Genomic DNA, 19365 nt, shown 5'->3' on the forward strand with positions numbered 1-19365 from the left:
GGAGTTTGTGTTGTCCTGGCTAGATCTTGGAGACCTGGCTGAACGACAGCTCGACCGGGGTCTCGCGGCCGAAGATCGACACCAGCACCTTCAGCTTCTGGCCGTCCGCGTTGACCTCGCTGATCGTCGCGGGCAGCGTGGCGAACGGGCCGTCCATGACGGTGACCGACTCGCCGACCTCGAAGTCCACCTCGACGGTCGACTTCGCGGGGCCCGTGGCGCTCTTCTTGCCCGCGGCGGGCTTCTGCTCGACCTGCGGCAGCAGGAACTTCAGCACGTCGTCGATGGTCAGCGGCGACGGCTTCGACGTCGCGCCGACGAAACCCGTCACGCCGGGCGTGTTGCGCACCGCGCTCCACGACGCGTCGTTGAGCTCCATGCGGACCAGGATGTAGCCGGGCAGCACCTTGCGCTGCACCAGCTTGCGCTGGCCGTTCTTGATCTCGGTGACTTCCTCGGTCGGCACCTCGACCTGGAAGATGTAGTCCTCCATGTCGAGCGTCTGGATGCGCGTCTCGAGGTTCGTCTTGACCTTGTTCTCGTAACCCGCGTACGAGTGCACCACGTACCAGTCGCCGGGCGCGCGCCGCAGTGCTTCGCGCATCTCCTCGGCGGGGTCCGCGGGCTCGGCGTCGATGTCGACGGCCTCGATGTCGCCACCGGACTCGACGTCGCCGCCCGACTCGACGTCGCCACCGGACTCGGGCTCGGCAGCGGACTCGGCCTTGACGGGGGCGGACTCCTGGGTGTCCTCCGTCGCCTCCGCCTGCTCGACGTCCTCGACACCACCGTCGAAGTCCCGCTCGTCGGTCAGGTCGTTCAGCTCCTGGGCGTCAACGCCGCCGTTGTCGGAGGTCACTGTGGGTCTCGCTTCCTCTCATGCATCACATGTCCGCCGCCACCGGGGGCGGCGGGTGTTCGGCTCAGCCGAACACCCTGAACATGCCCCAGGCGAAGGCCGTATCAAGGCCGAACACAAACGCCACCATGAAGGCCACGAAGACCAACACAACTCCGGTGTAGGTGATCATCTGCTTGCGGGTCGGCCAGATGACCTTCCGCAGCTCGCTGACCACCTCGCGGATGTACCGGAAGATGCGGGCGATGAAACCGACCCGCTTCTCCGAATCCGTCCGCGAGCGCGTGGGGCGGCCCTTCTTGGCCTCCTCGGCGTCGGAGTCGGCCTCGGCCGACTTCTTCGCCTCGGCGTCCTTGCGGCCCGCCGGTCGCGCGGAGCCACGGCGCTCACGCCGCGCTGCGGCGGTAACCGGCCGGGACGCGCTCTCGCGCTCGTCCGGCTGGTCCTGCTCGCGGCCCTCGCTCATGCCGTCCTCCGCTTCAACCATCGCGCTTCGACGCAGGGGCGACAGGACTTGAACCTGCAACCTGCGGTTTTGGAGACCGCTGCTCTGCCAGTTGAGCTACACCCCTTTGAGGTTCTGGACCAGAACCCCCTGGCTGGAGACGCCCCGCACCCTCCTCACGTGGCTCGCGAGGCAGCGACTGGACGTTCCAAGACCGGAAGCATACGGCACCAAGGGGCACTCCTTCCAACTGACCCGGTCAGAGGGGGTGCCGGAGGCCGAGTCCGATGTGCCGTCTGCCACGATTGGGGCCATGGGCAAGCCTGAAACGACCACCGGGACCAGTACCTCCGAGCACCCGCGAATCTCGAAGCGGATCGCCGGCATCGCCGAGTCCGCCACCCTCGCGGTCGACGCGAAGGCGAAGGCGCTCAAGGCCGCGGGCCGACCGGTGATCGGTTTCGGCGCGGGCGAACCGGACTTCCCGACCCCTGACGCCATCGTCGCCGCCGCTCAGGCCGCGTGCGCGGACCCGCGCAACCACCGCTACACGCCCGCCGCCGGCCTGCCGGAGCTGCGGGAGGCCGTAGCCGCGAAGACGAAGCGCGACTCCGGCTACGAGGTGACCGCCGCGCAGGTGCTGATCACCAACGGCGGCAAGCAGGCCGTCTACCAGGCGTTCGCGACGATCGTGGACCCGGGCGACGAGATCCTGCTCCCGGCGCCGTACTGGACCACGTACCCCGAGGCGATCACGCTGGCGGGCGGCGTGCCGGTGCAGGTCACCGCGGACGAGTCGACCGACTACCTGGTCACGGTGGAGCAGCTGGAGGCGGCGCGCACCCCGAAGACCAAGGTGCTGCTGCTGTGCTCGCCGTCGAACCCGACCGGCTCGGTCTACACCCGCGAGCAGATCACCGCGATCGGCGAGTGGGCGCTGGAGCACGGGCTCTGGGTGATCACCGACGAGATCTACGAGCACCTGGTGTACGACGGCGCCGAGTCGGTGTCGCTGCCGGTGGCCGTGCCAGCGATGGCGGACCGGACGATCGTCCTCAACGGCGTGGCGAAGACGTACGCGATGACGGGCTGGCGGGTCGGCTGGATGATCGGCCCGGCGGACGTCGTGAAGGCCGCCGCGAACCTCCAGTCCCACCTGACCTCGAACGTGGCCAACGTGTCGCAGCGGGCCGCGCTGGAGGCCGTGTCCGGGCCGCTGGACGCGGCGCACGAGATGCGCGAGGCGTTCGACCGGCGTCGGCGCGCGATCGTCGACCTGCTGTCCGCGATCCCCGGCGTGGAGTGCCCGACGCCGAGGGGCGCGTTCTACGTGTACCCGTCGGTGAAGGCGTTGGTCGGCAAGAAGCTGCGCGGCGTCGAGATCACCGACACGGTGCAGCTCGCCGCGCTGGTCCTGGAGCACGCCGAGGTGGCCGTGGTGCCCGGTGAGGCGTTCGGCACGCCCGGCTACCTGCGGCTGTCGTACGCGTTGGGCGACGACGACCTGAAGACGGGCGTGACCCGGATGGCCGAGCTGTTGGCCGAGGTCGAGTAGCGCAAGATCAACAGGCAGTGACGAAAGGCGCCCGATCGGGGGTGCCTTTCGTCGTCTTCGGACACAGTTCAATCACGGCCGGTAATGGTTTGGGTAGCACCACGATGGATCGGAGGTCCGGCTCGCTCCAGGAGCCGCCCCCGACAGGAGAATCCATGTCCTACCCCCAGCCGCCGGTGATGCAGTACCAGCAGCCCGTGCCGCCGCCCCCGCCCGAGAACGGCCTCGGCACCGCCGGTTTCGTGCTCGGCCTCCTGGGCCTCCTGTTCAGCTTCATCCCGATCATCGGCGTTATCGCGTGGCCGCTCGTGATCCTCGGGCTGGTGTTCGGCCTGGTGGGGCTGTCGAAGGCCAACAAGGGCCGGGCCAACAACAAGGGCCTCGCCATCGCGGGCATCGCGCTGTCCGTGGTGGGCCTCGTGATCTCCATCCTGTGGGCGGCGGTGTTCACCAAGGCCGCGTCCGACGCCACGGACGTGATCGCGGACCTGGAGGCGCAGTCCAACAAGGAGTCCGTGCTGGTCTACGAGATCACCGGTGACGCGCCGTCGGCGACCGTCAACTACTCCACGTTCAGCGACGGCGGGTCCTCCACCAACGACGAGGACGTCACGTCGTTCCCGTGGACCAAGGAGTTCACCGTCAAGGGCCTCTTCACCGGCGGCACGCTGACGGTCATGACCGGCGCCGAGGGCGGCACCGTGACGTGCAAGATCACCGTGGACGGCGTCGAGAAGAAGACCGCGACCGGCACCGGTCCGCACGCGCTGGCGAGCTGCTCGAACTTCTGACGCCGCGTAACTCCTTTGGGTGAGGTGAGTAACCGTCGGTAGAACTACACCGATGGTCTATTCAGCCGCACGGATATTCACCCAAGGAGCGCAGCGCATGACGGAGTCCGACCTAAGCGAGCGTCCGGACCGCAGGTGGCTGGTGATCACGGCCTCGGTGGCGCTCGTGCTCGGCGCGCTCGTGCTCGTCCTGCTGACCGACTCGCCGGACCCGCCGGTCCGGGTCGTCTACCACGTCAGCGGCTCGGTGACCGGGGTCACCATCACCTACTCGACCTTCGCCGGCGACGAGACGCGCCAGGAGGAGCTGAGCACGCTCCCCTGGCGCATCGAGATCATCGCCCCCGACGAACCCGACCACGGCGTGCTCACGGTCACCATCGGGCCGGGCGGAGGGAACGTGGCGTGCGAGGTGAGAGTGGCCGACGCCGTGCGGCGTTCGGCCACCGCCACCGGCCCCCACACCAGCGCGCTGTGCGGTTTCTAGGTGGGCGGCTCCCGAAGGGCCCCTGAAGGGTTCCTAGAGGCCCTGGGGCAGCCGCACGCGGGCCGACGCGCCCCCGAGCACGGACTTGCCCTCGAACGACGCCGTCACGGTGACCTTGAACGTCCCGTCCTCCAGGACCTTCGCCACCTTCCCGGTCACCTCGATCAACGCGCCCTCGTCGTCGTCAGGCACCGGTACGGGCCTGCTGAAGCGCGCGCCGTACTCCACGACGGCGCCGGGGTCGCCCGTCCACTCGGTGACGATCCGGCCGGCCAGGCCCATGGTGAGCATCCCGTGCGCGATCACGCCGGGCAGGCCGACCTCGCGGGCGAACCGCTCATTCCAGTGGATCGGGTTGAAGTCGCCGGACGCGCCCGCGTACCGGACCAGGTCGGCGCGGGTCACGCGGACCGACAGCGGCGGCAGCTCGTCGCCGACGGAGACTTCCGATGCGGTGATCACGCGTTCTCCCCCCGGACCACCAGCGTGGACTTCGCGGTGGTCACCGGCTCGCCGTCCTCGGTGGTGATCTCGGCGCGCAGCGCCAGCATGTCGTTGCCCATCCGGGCCGTCACGTCGTCCACGTGCAGCTCCACCCGGAGCCGGTCGCCGGCCGTGATCGGGCGGTGGTGGACGAACGACTGGTCGCCGTGCACCACGCGGCCGTAGTCGAGGCCCAGGTCCGGGTCGTCGATCAGCAGGTCGTTGACCTTCAGGGACAGCACGACAGCAAACGTGGGCGGCGCGATGACGTCCTTGTGCCCGGCCGCGCGTGCGGCGTCCGGGTCGCGGTGCACCGGGCTCGTCGCGCCGACCGCGTCGGCGAACTCGCGGATCTTCTCGCGGCCGACCTCGTAGGGCGGCGACGGCGGGTACGAACGTCCGGCGAACGACTGGTCGAGTGGCACCCGAAGAGGTTATACGCGACGAGGCCCGCCCCGGTTTCCGGGACGGGCCTCGTCGGAAGTGCGACTACCGGCTCAGCGGGTTTCCTTGTGAGCGCGGTGGGTCTTGCAGTTCGGGCAGAACTTCTTGATCTCCAGGCGATCCGGGTCGTTGCGCCGGTTCTTCCTGGTGATGTAGTTCCGGTGCTTGCACTCCTCGCACGCGAGGGTGATCTTGGGGCGTACGTCGGTTGCAGCCACGGGTTCCTTGCCTTCCTAGAGCTCGCCAGCCCCGATTCCCCAGTGCGGGCTTACCGCCTGGCGGGGATCCTGCTGAGTAGCGGTGGCCGGACTTGAACCGGCGACACAGCGATTATGAGCCGCTTGCTCTACCAACTGAGCTACACCGCTGAGACAACGCAGCCGCGATGCTTGAGCACCGCGGCCGGTTGTTGAGCCCCTTTACGGAATCGAACCGTAGACCTTCTCCTTACCATGGAGACGCTCTGCCGACTGAGCTAAAGGGGCTTGCTGTCGCGCTCTTGCAGCGAGGAGAACTCTACAACAGGGCTGCCACGGGAAGGAAATCGGGGTGCCCGCTCAGTGCACCAACGTGAGCACCGTCTCATCCCTGGCACCCCTGACCTGCACCGTGCGCGCCCGCAGCCACGCCTCGAACCGGTCCTCCGACAGCGGCCTGGAGATCAGGTAGCCCTGCGCGATGTCGCAGCCCATGCCGACCAGCTGGTCGCGCGCCGCGTCGTCCTCGACGCCCTCGGCGACCACGATCAGCCCCAGCGAGTGGCCCAGTTCCACGATCGAGCGGACCACCGCCATGTCGCCGAGGTCGGTGCCCATGCCGAGCACGAAGCTCTTGTCGATCTTCACCTCGTCCACCGGCAGCTGCCGCAGGTAGGCCAGCGACGAGTAGCCGGTGCCGAAGTCGTCCACGGCCAGCACGACGCCCATCGCGTGCAGCCGCCGCAGCACCGGTAGCGCGCGCTCCGGGTCCGCCATCACGCCGGACTCCGTCAGCTCGAACGTCAGCAGCTCCGGCGGCACCTCGTGGCGCGCCAGCGCGGCGGCCACCCGGTCCGGGAACCCCTCGTCCGCCAGCGTCCGCACGGACAGGTTCACCGCGATGGACATCCGCAGCCCGCGGTCGATCCAGCGGCGCACCCGGGCCAGCGCCTTGTCCATCACGAAGTCGGTCAGCACGTCGATCAGCCCGGTGGCCTCGACGGCGGGCACGAACTCGTCCGGGTCCACCCGGCCGAACTCGGGGTGCTTCCAGCGCACCAGCGCCTCCGCGCCGACGACCTGGCGGCTCGGCAGGGCCACCTTCGGCTGGTAGTGCACGGAGATCTGGCCGTTCTCCAGCGCCGACCGGAACTGGGTGACCAGCTGGAAGCGGCGCAGGAAGATCTGGCCCATGCTCGGCGCGTACTGGCGCAGCGGCTCGTTCTCGCTGGTCGCCCGCACCGCCACGTCGGCGCGTTGGAGCAGTGCGTCCGGATCCGGCTCCTCGACCTCGCAGTCCGCCGTGGTGGCCCAGCCGACGACCGCGCCCGCCTCGACGGTGAGCCGGTCGACCGGGTACGGCACGGACAGCGCCGCGCGCAGCCGTTCGGCGATCTCCTGGATGCGCTCGGCCTGCCGGTCCAGCAGCAGCGCGGCGAACGCGCCGCCCTCCAGCCTTGCCAGCGGCGCCTCGGGTCCCAGTTCGTCGCGCAGCCGTCGTCCGGCGGCGACGACCATCCGGTTGCCCCACGCCTGGCCGAGCGCGTCGGAGACCGTGGACAGCACGTCGAGGTCGATCCGGACCACGACGGCGGTGTCCGCCTGGCGCATCGGCTCGTTCGCGGCCTCGCGGAAGCCGGGCCGGTTGAGCAGGCCGGTCAGCGGGTCGTGGTAGGCGTCGTGGCGCAGCCGGGCGAGCAGCCGCCGGTTGTCCACGGCGGTGGAGAGGTGGCTGGCGAGCGTGCGGAGGAGCTGGATGTCGGCCTTGCCGAAGCCGCGCCACCGGCTGAGCCGGTCGTGCACCTCGACCGCGCCGAGCAGCTGGGTCGCCCCGCGCAGCGGCACGACCAGCGCTTCCTGCGCGTCACGGCGGGACAGCGCCTCGGAGACCTCTTCGCCCGCGTCCACGATGCGGTAGTAGCGCACCGAGTTGCCGGGCAGTTGGAGCATCGCGTCCTCGCGCAGCACGCGCGGGTCGTCGCGGCGCATGCCCGGCGACAGCGGCTCGCCCGCGACCAGCGTGCGCATCGGCGCCTGCGGGTCGGTGCGCAGCCTCAGCACGACCCGGTTCGCGTTCAACTGCTCGCGGATGCGCTCGGCGATGAGCTGCCACTCGTCGTCCTCGCTGCCCTCCCCGTCGTCCGGGGCGGTGCCGCGCGGTCCGGTGGCGTGCCTGCCGGAGCGGGCCACCCGCAGCGAGACCTCGCTCAGCGCCTCCAAGTCGCGCTGTTCGCGCAGCAGACCCGAGTAGGCGAGGTAGATGGCGGTGATGCCGAGGAAGACCAGGCCGATCAGCAGGCCGCCCCACGGCGCCTTGTCGACGATCTCGTAGCCGGCCAGCCCGGCGGACGTGTTCAGCAGGGCGACCACGAGCGTCTGGAGCACCAGGCGCAGGCTCGGCGCGACCCGCATGCCCTTGCCCATGATCCGCAACGCGGTCAGGCCGAGCACGCTGGCCAGCAGCGGCACCGCGATGGTGCCGACGAACGCGCCCGCCCAGAACGGCCCTTCCGAGCCCAGCAGCCGCTTGATCCACTCGGCGACCGCGAAGGCCACCGAGATCTCCATGAACATCAGGCCCGCGTTGTAGACGGCGCGGTCCAGCACGCGGCGGCCGAGCAGGGTGCCGACGCCCGCGACGACGTGCGCGGCAAGGACGATCTCGAACGGCGCCACCAGCAGGCCGAGCACGAGCGGGATCTCGGTGAACGAGATCGTCCAGGCGACACCGCTGCGCACGTCGACGTTGATCGCCAACTGCTCGGCGAGCAGGAACCCGATGACGAGCAGCGGTCCGGTCGTCCACAGCCGGTCGACGTCCGGGGAGGTGTCGGGCAGCCACATGCCGACGGCGATGGCGGTCAGGACGCCGGCGACCAGGAGCAGGCCCGCGAACACGCTGAACGCGCGGTTCGTGGACCGGGTCGGCGCGTTGGGCGCCGTGGCCGACACGTGGTCGGACATCCAGCCTCCTCGTCGGCCGTCGTCGCGGTCGGCCGGGTCGCGGCCTACGTGCTCCGAGCGTGACTGAGGGGTCCCGAACACCGACCAGGACCCCTCCAAGGAGGCCAATGTACCCCGGTCGGGGGATGAAATGGCAGGTCGAGTAGCGGATTGCCACGAGAAGTAACAGATCGGCTCACACGATCAGTCGGCCCCTGATCACCGTCACGGCCTGCCCGGCGAGCCGCACCCGATCTCGGTCGAGGGTGGTCCGGACCAGCCCGCCTCGGCTGGACGCCTGCTCCGCCAGCAGGTCGGCGCGGCCGAGCCTGGGCGACCACCACGAGGCGAGCGTGCAGTGGGCGGAACCGGTTACGGGATCCTCCGGGACCCCGTAGGAGGGGTAGAAGCAGCGGCTGACGACGTCCAGTCCGGGGCGGTCGCCGCGTGCGGTGAGGATCACACCGCGGCCGGGCACGGCGGCCACCGCGTCGAAGTCCGGGCGGACGGCGCGGACCTCGGCGGCGGAGGCGGCTTCGACCAGGACGTCGCTGACGGCCCGCGCGGCGGCCCGGATCGTGACGCCCGGCAGCGCGGCGCGGAGGGCGGCGGCCGTCCCGGTCTCGGCGGTCGCCCCGGTCGCGTCGCTCCCGGCGGTCGGCTCGGACGACTCGATCGGCTCGGCCGGGTCCGCGGGGAAGTCCATCTCCACCCAGCCGTCCTCGGCGGTGCACGTGAGCACGCCGCTGCGGGTCCGGAAGGCGTGGCTGCCGAGCACGTGCGCGGCGGCGAGGGTGGCGTGGCCGCACAGGTCGACCTCCGCGACCGGCGTGAACCAGCGCAGCGGGAGCGGGTCCTCGTGGTCGACCCGCACGAACGCCGTCTCCGCGTGCTTCATCTCGGCGGCGACGGACTGCATCCACGCGTCGTCCACCGGGCCTTCCAGCAGCACCACGCCCGCCGGGTTGCCCGCGAACGCCCGGTCGGTGAAGGCGTCGACCACGTAGATCTCCACGGCGGGCAATCTAGTTGCCGTGCGGGTTAGCTTCAGGTGTGGACTCGCTGCTGCCCCACTTCCCGCCCGTGGACGACCCGTACTCGTTCACCCAGCTGTCCGAGGACGACCTGAACGCGAGCTGGGGCGCGTTGCGCACGCACGCCCTGAAGTGGCATCCCGACGCCGACCTGGACGACCAACTGCGCCACTGGCCGTTGACCGGAACCGGTGACCACGACACCGCCGCGCTGGTGACCGTGCCCAGTCGTGCGGTCGACGCCGCGCACACGCTGGTCCGGCACGGCTTCGCGCCGCTGCTGGCGATCGCCGCCCGGCTGCCCGGACGTGGGCACGACGGCGGTTCGACGGTGAAGGTCCGACCGTTGACGCACGACGACCTGGACGCCGCGGTGGAGCTGAACGTGGAGACCACGCGGTACGACAGCCGGTTCGGCATGGTCACCACCCGGCCGTCGACCCCGGACCGGTTGCGCGAGCACATCACCGAGGTGCTCGGGCGCTCGGAGCCGTGCGCGTGGCTGGCGGAGAGCGAGGGCGAGGTCGTCGGGTTCCTGTACTACGACCTGCCGGGGCACTCCGACTGGATCGCCGGCCGGACGTCCGTGCGGCCGGTGGCCTACCTCGGGCTGCTGGGGGTGCGGGAGGACGCGCGTGGCGGCGGGATCGGCGCGGCGCTGGCCGACCACGCGCACGGCCTGCTGGACGAGGCGGGCGTCGGCGTGACCCTGCTGCACCACGCCCTGCCCAACCCGCTGTCCACGCCGTTCTGGTACTCGCACGGTTACCGGCCGCTGTGGACGACCTGGCAGCGGCGTCCGGCGCGCTAGACCCGGACGAGCTCCCCCGCCGCCTTGGCCTCGTGCCGCAGCCCGGCACGGATCTCGTCCAGCAGCCGCCGGGCCTCCGTGGCCGCCAGCCGCTGCGCCGCGCCGCTGCCGATCGCGTCGCGCAGCGCCAGCCACACCGCGGCCTCGTCCTCCCGGACCGCGGCGAGCAGGTCGCTCTGTTCCGGGTAGGGGTGCAGGGCGATCTTCTCGGTGTGGGTCTTGAGCGTGGCCAGCACCGACTTCGCCACCTCACCGGTCGAGGCGACGCGGTCGAGCTTCGCCGGCAGGTCGACCGAGGCCAGTTCGGACTGGGACAGCGGGCCGAAGTCGAGCACGGTGTTCAGCCCGTACTCCAGGTCGTCGGCGGCGTGGAGCAGTTCGCGCGCGGTCGTGCGCCGGGTCCGGGTGGACGAGCGACGCCGTCCCGTGAAGCGGACGACCAGGCCGAGGGCGACGCCGGCCGCCAGGGCGGTGACGGCGATGAGGATTTCGCTCATGTCAGCAGTCTCGGGGCTGCGGCGGGGAGGTCTGGACCGATCGGCGGCAGCGGGTCGATCCGAGCGCCGGCCGGTCAGGGGTAGTTCGGTTGGGCTGATCGGCCCAACCGGTCGGCGTGGCGTCGTGGTCCGGACGGCTCTCCGGGGCAGAGTGGGGATGCCTCGTCCACACGGGTGAAGTCTTCTCGACGGGGTACTCGAAGCGTGGGTCTAGACCTCCTACAGGACGAGGAAGCAGGAACGGGAAGGACGGGCGAGGGGGTCGCCGTGATTGTCGTGAAGGAGCTGTCCGGCCGGGCCAAAGCCATGCTCCGCGCCGTTGCCGCCGGTAGGGGTCAGCTGTCCGGGGGACGTGAGCCGGACCTCTACGTGGACGGGCTGCCGTGCTGCGACCAGACGGTCACGCACGACCTGGTGCGCGCGGGGCTGTTGAGGGCGCGTCGAGCGGTGCGCCTGGACGAGCGCGCGGACGCCGAGCTGACCGACGAGGGAAGAGCCGCGATCGCCTAACTCTCGAACAAGCGTTCGATATGAGTTATGCTGCATCGCGAGGCCGGCACGCAAGCGAGAGGAAGCGCTTGCGCGCCGGCCTCACCTACGTCGGCCCCAGGTGGTGGCGGCCACGTCGAAGTGCTCCCGCACCGCGGCCAGGTCCACTCCGGCCAAGGTCGTGGTTCGACCGCCCAGTGGTGCGTACGACTCCTGGACCTGTAGTACCGGCGCCACGCAGACCTGCGCGGTGGCCGGGTCCACGGCCACCAGCCCACGGTCGAACAGCACGTGCACGTCGGCGTATCCCGTGTTGCCCCGGAAGTACCTGTCGTCACCGACCGAGAGCGAAATACCAAGCCTGCACGACCTCACCCCCGGGTCCAGGCCTATCCCTTGAGACGAGAAAGTCCCCGTGACCGGTGCTGACTGGTCACGGGGACTTCTCGGTGGTGTGGCGGGTAGAGGATTCGAACCTCTGTAGCTTTCGCGACGGATTTACAGTCCGCTCCCATTGGCCGCTCGGGCAACCCGCCCCGCCCCCGGTGGTGCCGGGTGCGGTGGAGACAATACATAAGCCCGTGGGGCCGTGCGCAACCGGGATACCCCGGTAGGCTTCCGGTCGGTTCCAGACCCACAGACGCGGAGGTACCGGGCACGTGGCAGATCCGTCGTTCGACGTGGTGAGCAAGGTCGACCGCCAGGAAGTCGACAACGCGCTCAACCAGGCCGCCAAGGAGCTGAGCACGCGGTTCGACTTCCGCGGCACGGAGACCTCGGTGGCCTGGGCGGGCGAGGAGGCCATCACCTTCCAGTCCGAGACCGAGGAGCGCTGCCGCGCCGCGATCGACGTCTTCCAGGAGAAGCTGGTCAAGCGGGGCATCTCGATGAAGGCCTTCGAGATCGGCGACCCCGCCCTCTCCGGCAAGGTGTTCAAGGTGACCGGCACCCTGGTCCAGGGCATCACCAGCGAGAAGGCCAAGGAGATCGCGAAGAAGGTCCGCGACGAAGCGCCCAAGGGCGTGCAGGCGCAGATCCAGGGCGACCAGCTGCGCATCTCCGGCAAGAAGAAGGACCACTTGCAGGACGTCATCGCCCTGCTCAAGGGTTCCGACTTCGGTATCGCGCTCCAGTTCACCAACTACCGGTGAAGGGGATCGTCCTCGCCGGCGGCAGCGGCACGCGCCTGCACCCGATAACGCAGGCCGTGTCGAAGCAGTTGCTGCCGGTGTACGACAAGCCGATGGTCTACTACCCGCTGTCGGTGCTGATGCTCGCCGGCGTCCGGGAGATCCTGCTCATCTCCACACCGATCGACCTGCCGCTCTTCCGGCGGCTGCTCGGTGACGGCTCGCAGTTCGGCCTGAGCATCGAGTACGCCGAGCAGGCCCACCCGAACGGGCTGGCCGAGGCGTTCGTCATCGGCGCCGACTTCGTCGGCGAGGACGACGTGTCGCTGGTCCTGGGCGACAACATCTTCTACGGCCACGGCTTCTCCAAGGTCCTCCAGCACAACGCCGCCACGCTGGACGGCTGCGTGCTGTTCGGCTACCCGGTGAAGGACCCGGAGCGCTACGGCGTGGGCGAGATCGACGCGGACGGCAGGCTCGTCAGCATCGAGGAGAAGCCCGCGCAGCCGAAGTCCAACAAGGCCATCACCGGCCTCTACTTCTACGACAACGCGGTCGTGGACATCGCCCGGTCGCTGAAGCCGTCGTCGCGCGGCGAGCTGGAGATCACCGACGTCAACCTGGCCTACCTGCGTGACGGCCGGGCGCGCCTGGTGGACCTGGGCCGCGGTTTCGCCTGGTTGGACACCGGCACGCACGACTCGATGCTGGAGGCCGGCCAGTTCGTCCAGGTGCTGGAGCACCGGCAGGGCGTGCGCATCGCGTGCCTGGAGGAGATCGCGCTGCGGATGGGCTTCATCACCGCGGACCAGTGCTACACGCTGGGCGAGAAGCTGGCGAAGTCCGGCTACGGCCAGTACGTGATGAACGTCGCACTGGAAGGCCGCTAGAGGTCAGGACCTGCGGGCCAGTTCCTCCAGTCGGCGCACGCGGTCCGCGATCGGCGGGTGGGTGGAGAACAGCCTGGCCAGGTGCTCCCCCGGCCGGAACGGGCCGGCGATCATCAGGTGCGACTGCGCGACCACCGCCGGTTCGGGGGCCAGCGGCGCGGCGCGCGTGCCGTGGTCGATCTTCCGCAACGCCGAGGCCAGCGCCAGCGGGTCGCCGGTCAGCTCGGCCCCCGACGCGTCGGCCTGGTACTCGCGGGACCGGCTCACGGCCATCTGCACGATGCCCGCGGCGATGGGGCCGAGCACGGCGATGAGCAGCATCGCGAACGGGTTGGGCCGGTCCTCGTCACCGTCGCCGCCGAAGACGCTCGCGAAGATGGCCAGGTTCGCCAGCATGCTGACGGCGCTGGCCAGCGCGCCCGCCACGCACGAGATCAGGATGTCGCGGTTGTACACGTGCGACAGCTCGTGCCCGAGGACGGCGCGCAGCTCGCGCTCGTCCAGCAGTTCCAGGATCCCGGTCGTGCAGCACACGGCGGCGTTGCGCGGGTTGCGGCCGGTGGCGAACGCGTTCGGGGCGATCGTGGGGCTGAGGTAGAGCCGGGGCATGGGCTGGCGGGCGGCCATGGCCAGCTCGCGCACGATCCGGTACATCGCGGGCTGCTCGACCTCGGACACGGGCCGCGCCCGCATGGCGCGCAACGCGAGCTTGTCGGAGCTGAAGTACGCGTAGGCGTTCACGCCCAGCGCCACGACCAGGCCGATGACCAGGGCGGTTCGCCCGAACAGCGAGCTGATCCCCACGATCAGCCCGCCCATGGCACCGAGCAGCAACGCGGTCTTCAGCGCGTTGTAGTGCTTGTGCACGTCGTCTCGCCTCCGGCTGTCCTACTTCCCCTCCCTCAACGCGCCTGGCCTGCGCGTGGTTCCGGAACCCAGGCGTCCCGGGCGGCCGGCGGTGGTCTCCGGCGCGGGTTCGGCGGCCGGGTCGAGGGGCGGCGGAGGTGGCACCTGGGCGACCCACGTGCCCAGGACGTCGCGTTCGTGCACGAGTTCGGCGACCGCGCCGTCGCCCTCCGGGCCGCCCGTGCCGGGGTACGAGAAGTCCGGCGCCCAGTGCAGGGCGTCGAACGGGCACGCCTCCACGCAGATGCCGCAGTACAGGCACTGGCCGTAGTCGATGGCGAACCGGTCGAGCACGTTGCGGGCACGGGGGCGGGCCGAGCCGGCCGACTCCTCCACCTCGGTGTGCGAGTCGATGTGGATGCACCAGTCGGGGCACTCGCGGGCGCAGATCATGCACACCGTGCAGTTGGCCTCCAGCAGCGCGATGACGCCACGGGTGCGCGGGGGCAGGTCAGCCACGGGTGTCCTCCGGTCGGTCGCCTTCGTATCGCGGTCCCCAGGACGGGTCGGGCACGCCGGGCGGCGCGGCACGCCTGCGGCTGGGCGACGACGTGCCGTCCTCGCCCGGTTCGAGCCTGCCGGGCCACGGGCGCACGACCCGCGAGGCCAGCACGAAGTCCTTGCGCAGCGGGTGGCCGCTGAAGCTGTCCGGGAGCAGCAGGTGGGCGGCGTCGGTGTCGGCGAGGGCGATGCCGAACATCTCCACGGCCTCGCGCTCGTGCCACGCCGCTCCCGCCCAGTGCGCGGCGACGCTGGGCAGCGCGTCGTCGGGGCCGAGTTCGGTGCGCAGCAGCACGCCGTCGCCGCTCTCGGGGTCGATCACGTGCAGCAGCACGGCGTGCCGTTGGCCGGCGGCGCCCGGACGTCCCGCGTCCTCGACGCCGAGCCAGTCGAACTGCGTGCAGCCCAGGTCGTCGTGGGCGTAACGGGCGGCTTCCGACCACGCGGTCAGCTCGACGTGCGCGGTGGTCTGGCCGAACGCCGTCTTGGGCCGGGCGTCGGGGATGCGGGCGGCGAGCGCCTCGGACGCGGCGCTCACGACACCATCCGGTGCAGCGCGGCGAGCCCGTCGAGCAGCGCCTCGGGCCGCGGCGGGCAGCCGGGGACGGCGACGTGCACGGGCAGTGCCTGGTCGATGCCCTTGGTGACGCTGTAGGAGTCCCAGTAGGGGCCACCGGTGTTGCTGCACGCGCCGACTGAGATCACGTAACGCGGTTCCGGCATCTCCTGGTACGTCGCGATCACCGCGGGCAACATGACGTCGGTGACCGTGCCGGAGACGACGAGGACGTGCGCCTCGCCCGCCGAGTGCACCGGATCGACCCCCAGGGCTTCGAGGTGTTCCGGGCGGTGGCCCTCCAGTGCGGCCATCACCTCGACGCCGCAGCAGGCGAGGCCGAGGTCGAGCACGGTGACCCGGTACGTCGTGCCCCAGTCCAAGGTGGAAACCGTCACCCGGGTGAGGCTAATACGTGGGGGCCCGTCGGGCTGCTGCCCGGCGGGCCCCCAACCCCCCAATACCCCCCTGATTGCGCCCAAGTGAACACGCACCCGGTTGCGGGGGAAGTCTCTTACGGATCGCGTATACCTGTCCAGGGAAAGCGGACAAGATCTTCGGATAATTTCACCACGAACTGCGGTCAAGTTCAGTACAACTAACCGGTAGAACATCACGCACCGACCCGAGAGGCCCTGCATGTCGACCTCGGCCCAACTGCTCCTGCCGGTGGGAAACCAGCTGAGCAGGCTCCTGCACGCCTCGCCGCTGCTGCTGGACACCACGTTGGACCAGCTCAGGACGTTGATCGCGGTGTACGAGACCCGGTCGGCACTGCGCGCGGCACGGGTGCTCGGCCGCGAGCAGTCGAGTGTGCAGAAGCAGATAGACACGCTCAACCGCAACTTCAAGTCGCTGTGCGGTGAGCCGCTCGTGGTCAAGCAGGGCCGGGGAAAAGATGTGCTGATCACACCGACCGGTGAGGCGTTGGTCGAATTGGCGCGCACGACGTTGACCAAGTGGCTCGATTCGATTCACGAGTGCCGGCGCAAGCTCGGCACGACGCTCACGGTCGGCACGACGCGGTTCATGCTCGACCCGCTCGCCAAGGCGTGGCACCACGTGGCGGACGACTTCCGGCGGCGGGACGTGGAGCTGAAGGTCGTGCACATCCGCACGAAGGACATCTGGACGAGCCTGGAGTCGAAGGAGGTCGACATCGTGTGCGGCAGCGTGGTGACGCACGCGGGTCGGAACAACGGGTTCGAGGACTTCGACGTGATCGAGTGGCGGCGCGGAGGGCTGGCGCTGCTGACGAACCTGCCGGAGAGCCGGCTGGGGACCAGCGTCGGCACCGGGGAGTTGCCGAAGCTGCCGCTGGTGGTGCCGGGTGACGGGCTGATCGCGGAGTTCCTGCGCGGGTGGTTCGGCCCGGAGTACCGCAACGAGCTGGACATCGCGGCGGAGATCGACGAGATCCAGTACGGCATGTCGCTGCTGCGGTCCGGGCTGGTGGAGGGCTGCATGATCGTCACGTCGGGCCTGGGCGTGGTGGCCGCGAACAACGAGCTGCGCGAGGGGTCCGGGCTGCGCGTGGTCGAGCTGAAGAACGACCGGAAGCCGCAGCTGGAGCGGTTGGTCGGGGTCTTCGCCCGCAAGGAGGAGCGGGCGAAGTTCCCGGCCGACCACCCGTTGAACCTGCTCTGGGCGGCGTTCCAGCGTGAGGTGTCGGACTAGACCGGGCCAGTCCCCACCGGCTTAACGCGCCGTGTCGGACGGGCGCTCCTCGCGGCGCCGTTGGGCTTGGCGCACCAGCCACTGCGTGCCGGTGAGCTGCTTCGGGACCTCAGGCTTCTGGCGTTCCACGGGTTCCTCCTGCTCCTGCTGCGGTCGGGGCGACGGGCGCTGGGCGTCCAGGTCGTTCATGGCGCGCTCCCTACCTTGGTCGACAGCGAGTGCCGTCGATCGGAGCACCGACAGGGGTCGGCCCGCTAGGGAGATCAACCCTATGGGTGACGGGCGGCGCCCTCGCTGCGTTCGGCGGTCTGGGCCCCGTACCGCTCGGCGTACCGAGTGGGGGTCTCACCGAACGTGGTGGTGAAATCCCGGACGAAGTGCGGCTGGTCCGCGTATCCGAGGTCCGCGGCGAGGTCGGCCCAGTCGATCCGGCCGCCCGCCTCCATCCGCTGGGTGACCTCGTGCAGCCGGTAGCGGCGGATGACCCACTTCGGGCCCACCCCCACGTGCTCGGCGAACAGCCGCTGGAGTTGGCGGACGCTCGTGCCCACCTCGTCGGCCAGCACGTCGACCCTCGTCATCCGGGGGTCGGCGACGACCAGGTCCACGATCTCCGCCGCCTGCCGCGCCTTCGGGTCGGGTTCGGGGAGGTTGCGGCGGAGCAGGTCCTCGACCGCGGCGACGTCCGCGCGGTCGGGCACGCCGTCGAAGACGCTCGTCGCGGGGATCGACCGGTCGGTGATCGACTGGACGGGTGCGCCGAGGAACGCGCGGAAGACGCCGGGGTGGAAGGCGACTCCGAAGACCCGGCCCTCACCGTCGAGTTCCTTGACCACGTGCCCGCTGGAGACGCCGTGCACCTCGGGGGCGGCGCCGGCGCGGAACGTCAGGTGGACGTTCGGGTACGGCAGGATCAGCTGGCGGTACGGCCGGTCGTACCGCCACTCGACCAGCCAGCAGCGGGCCACCAGCCCGGCCAGGTCGGGTGACGGCCGGAGGAACTCGTGGCGCTGGTGCCGCCGCCAGGCCAGCTCTCGCTCGTCCCGGATCACGTCGGCGAGGGTATGTCGCCTTTGTTCAATACACCGGCGACGGCCGTCCCTAGGGTGGCCGCATGTCCCGTGAGCAGATGATCGACCAGGCCGTGGCGACCGCGCTGGAGGTCGTCGAGAACATCAAGCCCGACCAGTCGGACGCGCAGACGCCGTGCGAGCGGTTCGACGTCCGCAAGCTCGTGAACCACCTGCTGTTCTGGGGACCGTCCCTGGCCGGCGCCGCGCGCAAGCAGCAGGTGGCGCCGGCGGCGGAGTCCGAGTTCCAGGTGGACCTGACCACCGGCGACTGGTCCGCCGACCTCAGCGCCCACTTCCGGTCCACGGCGACCGCGTGGGGCGAGCCGTCGGCGTGGACGGGCACGACGTCGGTGGCCGGCACGGAGGAGATGCCGGCCGAGGTGATCGGCGCGATGGTGGTGGGCGAGACGGTCGTGCACACGTGGGACCTGGCGCGCGCCACCGGGCAGTCGCCGACCTGGGACGACGGGCTGCTGGAGTTCGTGCTCGCCGACCTGGCCGCGACCGCGCCGATGGGGCGTGACATGGGCCTCTACGGGCCGGAGGTGCCGGTGCCGGCGGACGCCCCGTTGATCGACCGGATCGTCGGCCTCACCGGCCGCACGCCGTAGGCGAGGTCCTCCAGCGCTGCGCGGGAGGTCGACTGGCGGTGTCGTGGCTGGTCAGCACGGCGGGGCCGGGCTGACCAGCACGCGGAAGATCAGTCCCGCAGCTCCATCGTGCAGCACTTCGGGCCGCCGCCGGACTTGCGGAGTTCCGAGATGTCCACGAACACCGGCTCGAAGCCGCGCCGGGCCACCTGGTCGGCCAGGGACGTCGCCTCCACCGGCAGGATCACGTGCCGGCCGTCGGAGACCGCGTTGAGGCCCAGGCACGCGGCGTCCTCGGCGGTCGCGATGACGGCGTCGGGGAACAGTCGGCGGAGGACCTTGAGGCTGCCCGGCGAGAAGGCCTCCGGGTAGTACGCGACCAGGTCCTCGTCCAGGACGAACAGGGCCACGTCCAGGTGGTAGTACCGGGCGTCGGTGAGCTGCAGGGAGATGACCGGGACGCCCAGCGCCTCCTGCGCCTCCGAGTGCGCCAGCGGGTCGGTGCGGAACCCCGTACCCGCCAACAGGTGCTTGCCGGTCCAGATGAAGTCGCCCTCGGCCTCGTTGGTCCGCTCGGGCATCACGACCGTGCCGTAGCCGTTCTCCAGGAACCACCGCCGGAAGTGCTCGGCCTCCGCGGCGCGCTGGGGCGCGCGGAAGCGGGAGCCGAGGACCTTGCCGTCGATGACGGTGCCGGAGTTGGCCGAGAACACCATGTCCGGCAGGCCGGGTTGCGGCTCGATCACCGACACGTGGTGGCCGAGTCGCTCGTAGGTCTCCTTCAGGGCCGTCCACTGCGCCATCGCCAGCGACGTGTCGATCGGCTCCGTGGGGTCCATCCACGGGTTGATCACGTACTCCACCGTGAAGTACGCGGGTGGGCACATGAGGTACCGACGGGTGGTCGGCACACGCACCTGCGCGGCGGGCGTGGCGACTTCGAGCACGATCGGCTCGTCACCGGGGCCCGCGAAGGAAACCGAGGTCATGGATCGAAATGTAGATTG

The 19365-nt window shown here is 70.4% G+C and carries 25 protein-coding genes and 4 tRNA genes; 9 read left to right on the forward strand and 20 right to left on the reverse strand.

What is annotated here, in order from left to right; genetic code table 11:
• Positions 1–19: 19 nt before the first annotated feature.
• The 3 genes from nusG to ACRAKI_RS33910 form a co-directional block, all read right to left on the reverse strand.
• Positions 20–859, reverse strand: coding sequence for a transcription termination/antitermination protein NusG (gene nusG / locus ACRAKI_RS33900; protein WP_447004540.1), 840 nt, complete (start codon positions 857–859; stop codon positions 20–22).
• Positions 860–923: 64 nt separating this feature from the next.
• Positions 924–1325 carry a preprotein translocase subunit SecE gene (secE, locus tag ACRAKI_RS33905; protein WP_447004541.1) on the reverse strand — a complete coding sequence of 134 codons (402 nt, stop codon included), beginning with the start codon at positions 1323–1325 and terminating at the stop codon, positions 924–926.
• Positions 1326–1358: 33 nt separating this feature from the next.
• Positions 1359–1431: transfer RNA gene (locus ACRAKI_RS33910), tRNA-Trp, on the reverse strand.
• 186 nt (positions 1432–1617) lie between these two features.
• Between ACRAKI_RS33910 and ACRAKI_RS33915 the strand changes: the two genes are divergently transcribed.
• The 3 genes from ACRAKI_RS33915 (at position 1618) to ACRAKI_RS33925 (ending at position 4137) form a co-directional block, all read left to right on the forward strand.
• Complete coding sequence (locus ACRAKI_RS33915; protein WP_447004542.1) at positions 1618–2859, forward strand: pyridoxal phosphate-dependent aminotransferase; 1242 nt, start codon at positions 1618–1620, stop codon at positions 2857–2859.
• Positions 2860–3014: 155 nt separating this feature from the next.
• On the forward strand, positions 3015–3650 hold the full coding sequence (locus tag ACRAKI_RS33920; protein WP_447004543.1) for an MmpS family transport accessory protein: 636 nt from the start codon (positions 3015–3017) through the stop codon (positions 3648–3650).
• Positions 3651–3747: 97 nt separating this feature from the next.
• A complete protein-coding gene (locus ACRAKI_RS33925) occupies positions 3748–4137 on the forward strand; it encodes a hypothetical protein (protein ID WP_447004544.1) in 390 nt (129 codons plus the stop codon).
• Between the two features lie 33 nt (positions 4138–4170).
• Here ACRAKI_RS33925 and ACRAKI_RS33930 read toward each other — a convergent pair whose 3' ends face one another.
• The 7 genes from ACRAKI_RS33930 to ACRAKI_RS33960 form a co-directional block, all read right to left on the reverse strand.
• On the reverse strand, positions 4171–4599 hold the full coding sequence (locus ACRAKI_RS33930; protein WP_447004545.1) for a MaoC family dehydratase: 429 nt from the start codon (positions 4597–4599) through the stop codon (positions 4171–4173).
• Positions 4596–5045 carry an FAS1-like dehydratase domain-containing protein gene (locus ACRAKI_RS33935; RefSeq protein ID WP_447004546.1) on the reverse strand — a complete coding sequence of 150 codons (450 nt, stop codon included), beginning with the start codon at positions 5043–5045 and terminating at the stop codon, positions 4596–4598. Before ACRAKI_RS33935 ends, ACRAKI_RS33930 begins: the two co-directional genes overlap by 4 nt.
• Positions 5046–5117: 72 nt before the next feature.
• Positions 5118–5282, reverse strand: a complete 165-nt coding sequence (gene rpmG / locus ACRAKI_RS33940; protein ID WP_015105301.1) for a 50S ribosomal protein L33 — start codon at positions 5280–5282, stop codon at positions 5118–5120.
• Positions 5283–5359: 77 nt separating this feature from the next.
• Positions 5360–5432: transfer RNA gene (locus tag ACRAKI_RS33945), tRNA-Met, on the reverse strand.
• Positions 5433–5476: 44 nt separating this feature from the next.
• A tRNA-Thr gene (locus ACRAKI_RS33950) sits at positions 5477–5549 on the reverse strand.
• 72 nt (positions 5550–5621) lie between these two features.
• The gene (locus tag ACRAKI_RS33955; protein WP_447004547.1) at positions 5622–8225 is read right to left on the reverse strand and encodes a putative bifunctional diguanylate cyclase/phosphodiesterase; all 2604 of its coding nucleotides are present in this window, start codon (positions 8223–8225) and stop codon (positions 5622–5624) included.
• Between the two features lie 175 nt (positions 8226–8400).
• Positions 8401–9219, reverse strand: a complete 819-nt coding sequence (locus tag ACRAKI_RS33960) for a PhzF family phenazine biosynthesis protein (RefSeq protein ID WP_447004548.1) — start codon at positions 9217–9219, stop codon at positions 8401–8403.
• Between the two features lie 38 nt (positions 9220–9257).
• Between ACRAKI_RS33960 and ACRAKI_RS33965 the strand changes: the two genes are divergently transcribed.
• Positions 9258–10049: a GNAT family N-acetyltransferase gene (locus ACRAKI_RS33965; protein WP_447004549.1), complete on the forward strand. Its 792-nt coding sequence runs from the start codon at positions 9258–9260 to the stop codon at positions 10047–10049.
• On the opposite strand, the gene ACRAKI_RS33970 is transcribed toward ACRAKI_RS33965, so the two are convergent.
• Positions 10046–10546 (reverse strand): hypothetical protein, encoded by a 501-nt coding sequence (locus ACRAKI_RS33970; RefSeq protein WP_447004550.1) that lies wholly within the window; start codon positions 10544–10546, stop codon positions 10046–10048. The genes ACRAKI_RS33965 and ACRAKI_RS33970 overlap by 4 nt on opposite strands.
• A 267-nt stretch (positions 10547–10813) precedes the next feature.
• On the opposite strand from ACRAKI_RS33970, the gene ACRAKI_RS33975 reads away from it, so the two are divergent.
• Complete coding sequence (locus ACRAKI_RS33975; protein ID WP_447004551.1) at positions 10814–11056, forward strand: hypothetical protein; 243 nt, start codon at positions 10814–10816, stop codon at positions 11054–11056.
• Between the two features lie 81 nt (positions 11057–11137).
• Here ACRAKI_RS33975 and ACRAKI_RS33980 read toward each other — a convergent pair whose 3' ends face one another.
• Together ACRAKI_RS33980 and ACRAKI_RS33985 are read right to left on the reverse strand one after the other, a co-directional pair.
• Positions 11138–11410, reverse strand: a complete 273-nt coding sequence (locus tag ACRAKI_RS33980) for a hypothetical protein (protein WP_447004552.1) — start codon at positions 11408–11410, stop codon at positions 11138–11140.
• Between the two features lie 80 nt (positions 11411–11490).
• Positions 11491–11571: transfer RNA gene (locus ACRAKI_RS33985), tRNA-Tyr, on the reverse strand.
• 123 nt (positions 11572–11694) lie between these two features.
• On the opposite strand from ACRAKI_RS33985, the gene ACRAKI_RS33990 reads away from it, so the two are divergent.
• Entirely contained in the window at positions 11695–12186 is a 492-nt protein-coding gene (locus tag ACRAKI_RS33990; protein WP_447004553.1) for a YajQ family cyclic di-GMP-binding protein, read from the forward strand.
• Complete coding sequence (rfbA, locus tag ACRAKI_RS33995) at positions 12183–13055, forward strand: glucose-1-phosphate thymidylyltransferase RfbA (RefSeq protein ID WP_447004554.1); 873 nt, start codon at positions 12183–12185, stop codon at positions 13053–13055. The genes ACRAKI_RS33990 and rfbA overlap by 4 nt, the downstream gene beginning before the upstream one ends.
• 3 nt (positions 13056–13058) lie before the next feature.
• Here the strand turns inward: rfbA and htpX are convergent, their stop codons facing one another.
• From htpX to ACRAKI_RS34015, 4 genes are read right to left on the reverse strand one after another with little or no spacing between them, the layout of a single operon-like run.
• Positions 13059–13922 (reverse strand): zinc metalloprotease HtpX, encoded by an 864-nt coding sequence (gene htpX / locus ACRAKI_RS34000; RefSeq protein ID WP_447004555.1) that lies wholly within the window; start codon positions 13920–13922, stop codon positions 13059–13061.
• 21 nt (positions 13923–13943) lie between these two features.
• Positions 13944–14420, reverse strand: a complete 477-nt coding sequence (locus tag ACRAKI_RS34005) for a 4Fe-4S binding protein (RefSeq protein ID WP_447004556.1) — start codon at positions 14418–14420, stop codon at positions 13944–13946.
• On the reverse strand, positions 14413–15000 hold the full coding sequence (locus tag ACRAKI_RS34010) for an NADH-quinone oxidoreductase subunit C (RefSeq protein ID WP_447004557.1): 588 nt from the start codon (positions 14998–15000) through the stop codon (positions 14413–14415). The genes ACRAKI_RS34005 and ACRAKI_RS34010 overlap by 8 nt, the downstream gene beginning before the upstream one ends.
• Positions 14997–15416 carry an NADH-quinone oxidoreductase subunit B gene (locus ACRAKI_RS34015; RefSeq protein WP_447004558.1) on the reverse strand — a complete coding sequence of 140 codons (420 nt, stop codon included), beginning with the start codon at positions 15414–15416 and terminating at the stop codon, positions 14997–14999. Before ACRAKI_RS34015 ends, ACRAKI_RS34010 begins: the two co-directional genes overlap by 4 nt.
• A 241-nt stretch (positions 15417–15657) precedes the next feature.
• On the opposite strand from ACRAKI_RS34015, the gene ACRAKI_RS34020 reads away from it, so the two are divergent.
• Positions 15658–16695 (forward strand): LysR family transcriptional regulator, encoded by a 1038-nt coding sequence (locus tag ACRAKI_RS34020; protein ID WP_447004559.1) that lies wholly within the window; start codon positions 15658–15660, stop codon positions 16693–16695.
• Positions 16696–16716: 21 nt separating this feature from the next.
• Here the strand turns inward: ACRAKI_RS34020 and ACRAKI_RS34025 are convergent, their stop codons facing one another.
• A complete protein-coding gene (locus ACRAKI_RS34025) occupies positions 16717–16884 on the reverse strand; it encodes a hypothetical protein (RefSeq protein WP_447004560.1) in 168 nt (55 codons plus the stop codon).
• Positions 16885–16964: 80 nt separating this feature from the next.
• Positions 16965–17747, reverse strand: coding sequence for an AraC family transcriptional regulator (locus ACRAKI_RS34030; RefSeq protein WP_447004561.1), 783 nt, complete (start codon positions 17745–17747; stop codon positions 16965–16967).
• 62 nt (positions 17748–17809) lie between these two features.
• Here ACRAKI_RS34030 and ACRAKI_RS34035 point away from each other — a divergent pair, with 62 nt between their 5' ends.
• On the forward strand, positions 17810–18379 hold the full coding sequence (locus tag ACRAKI_RS34035) for a TIGR03086 family metal-binding protein (RefSeq protein WP_447004562.1): 570 nt from the start codon (positions 17810–17812) through the stop codon (positions 18377–18379).
• Positions 18380–18468: 89 nt separating this feature from the next.
• On the opposite strand, the gene ddaH is transcribed toward ACRAKI_RS34035, so the two are convergent.
• On the reverse strand, positions 18469–19347 hold the full coding sequence (gene ddaH / locus ACRAKI_RS34040; protein ID WP_447004563.1) for a dimethylargininase: 879 nt from the start codon (positions 19345–19347) through the stop codon (positions 18469–18471).
• Positions 19348–19365: the final 18 nt, after the last annotated feature.

This window comes from Saccharothrix isguenensis (assembly GCF_052936305.1).

Coding starts and splice junctions, on each gene's coding strand:
- secE (WP_447004541.1), bottom strand. CDS start 1,325: ATGAGCGAGGGCCGCGAGCAGGACCAGCCGGACGAGCGCGAGAGCGCG.
- ACRAKI_RS33915 (WP_447004542.1), top strand. CDS start 1,618: ATGGGCAAGCCTGAAACGACCACCGGGACCAGTACCTCCGAGCACCCG.
- ACRAKI_RS33920 (WP_447004543.1), top strand. CDS start 3,015: ATGTCCTACCCCCAGCCGCCGGTGATGCAGTACCAGCAGCCCGTGCCG.
- ACRAKI_RS33925 (WP_447004544.1), top strand. CDS start 3,748: ATGACGGAGTCCGACCTAAGCGAGCGTCCGGACCGCAGGTGGCTGGTG.
- ACRAKI_RS33955 (WP_447004547.1), bottom strand. CDS start 8,225: ATGTCCGACCACGTGTCGGCCACGGCGCCCAACGCGCCGACCCGGTCC.
- ACRAKI_RS33970 (WP_447004550.1), bottom strand. CDS start 10,546: ATGAGCGAAATCCTCATCGCCGTCACCGCCCTGGCGGCCGGCGTCGCC.
- ACRAKI_RS34020 (WP_447004559.1), top strand. CDS start 15,658: ATGTCGACCTCGGCCCAACTGCTCCTGCCGGTGGGAAACCAGCTGAGC.
- ACRAKI_RS34025 (WP_447004560.1), bottom strand. CDS start 16,884: ATGAACGACCTGGACGCCCAGCGCCCGTCGCCCCGACCGCAGCAGGAG.
- ACRAKI_RS34035 (WP_447004562.1), top strand. CDS start 17,810: ATGTCCCGTGAGCAGATGATCGACCAGGCCGTGGCGACCGCGCTGGAG.
- ddaH (WP_447004563.1), bottom strand. CDS start 19,347: ATGACCTCGGTTTCCTTCGCGGGCCCCGGTGACGAGCCGATCGTGCTC.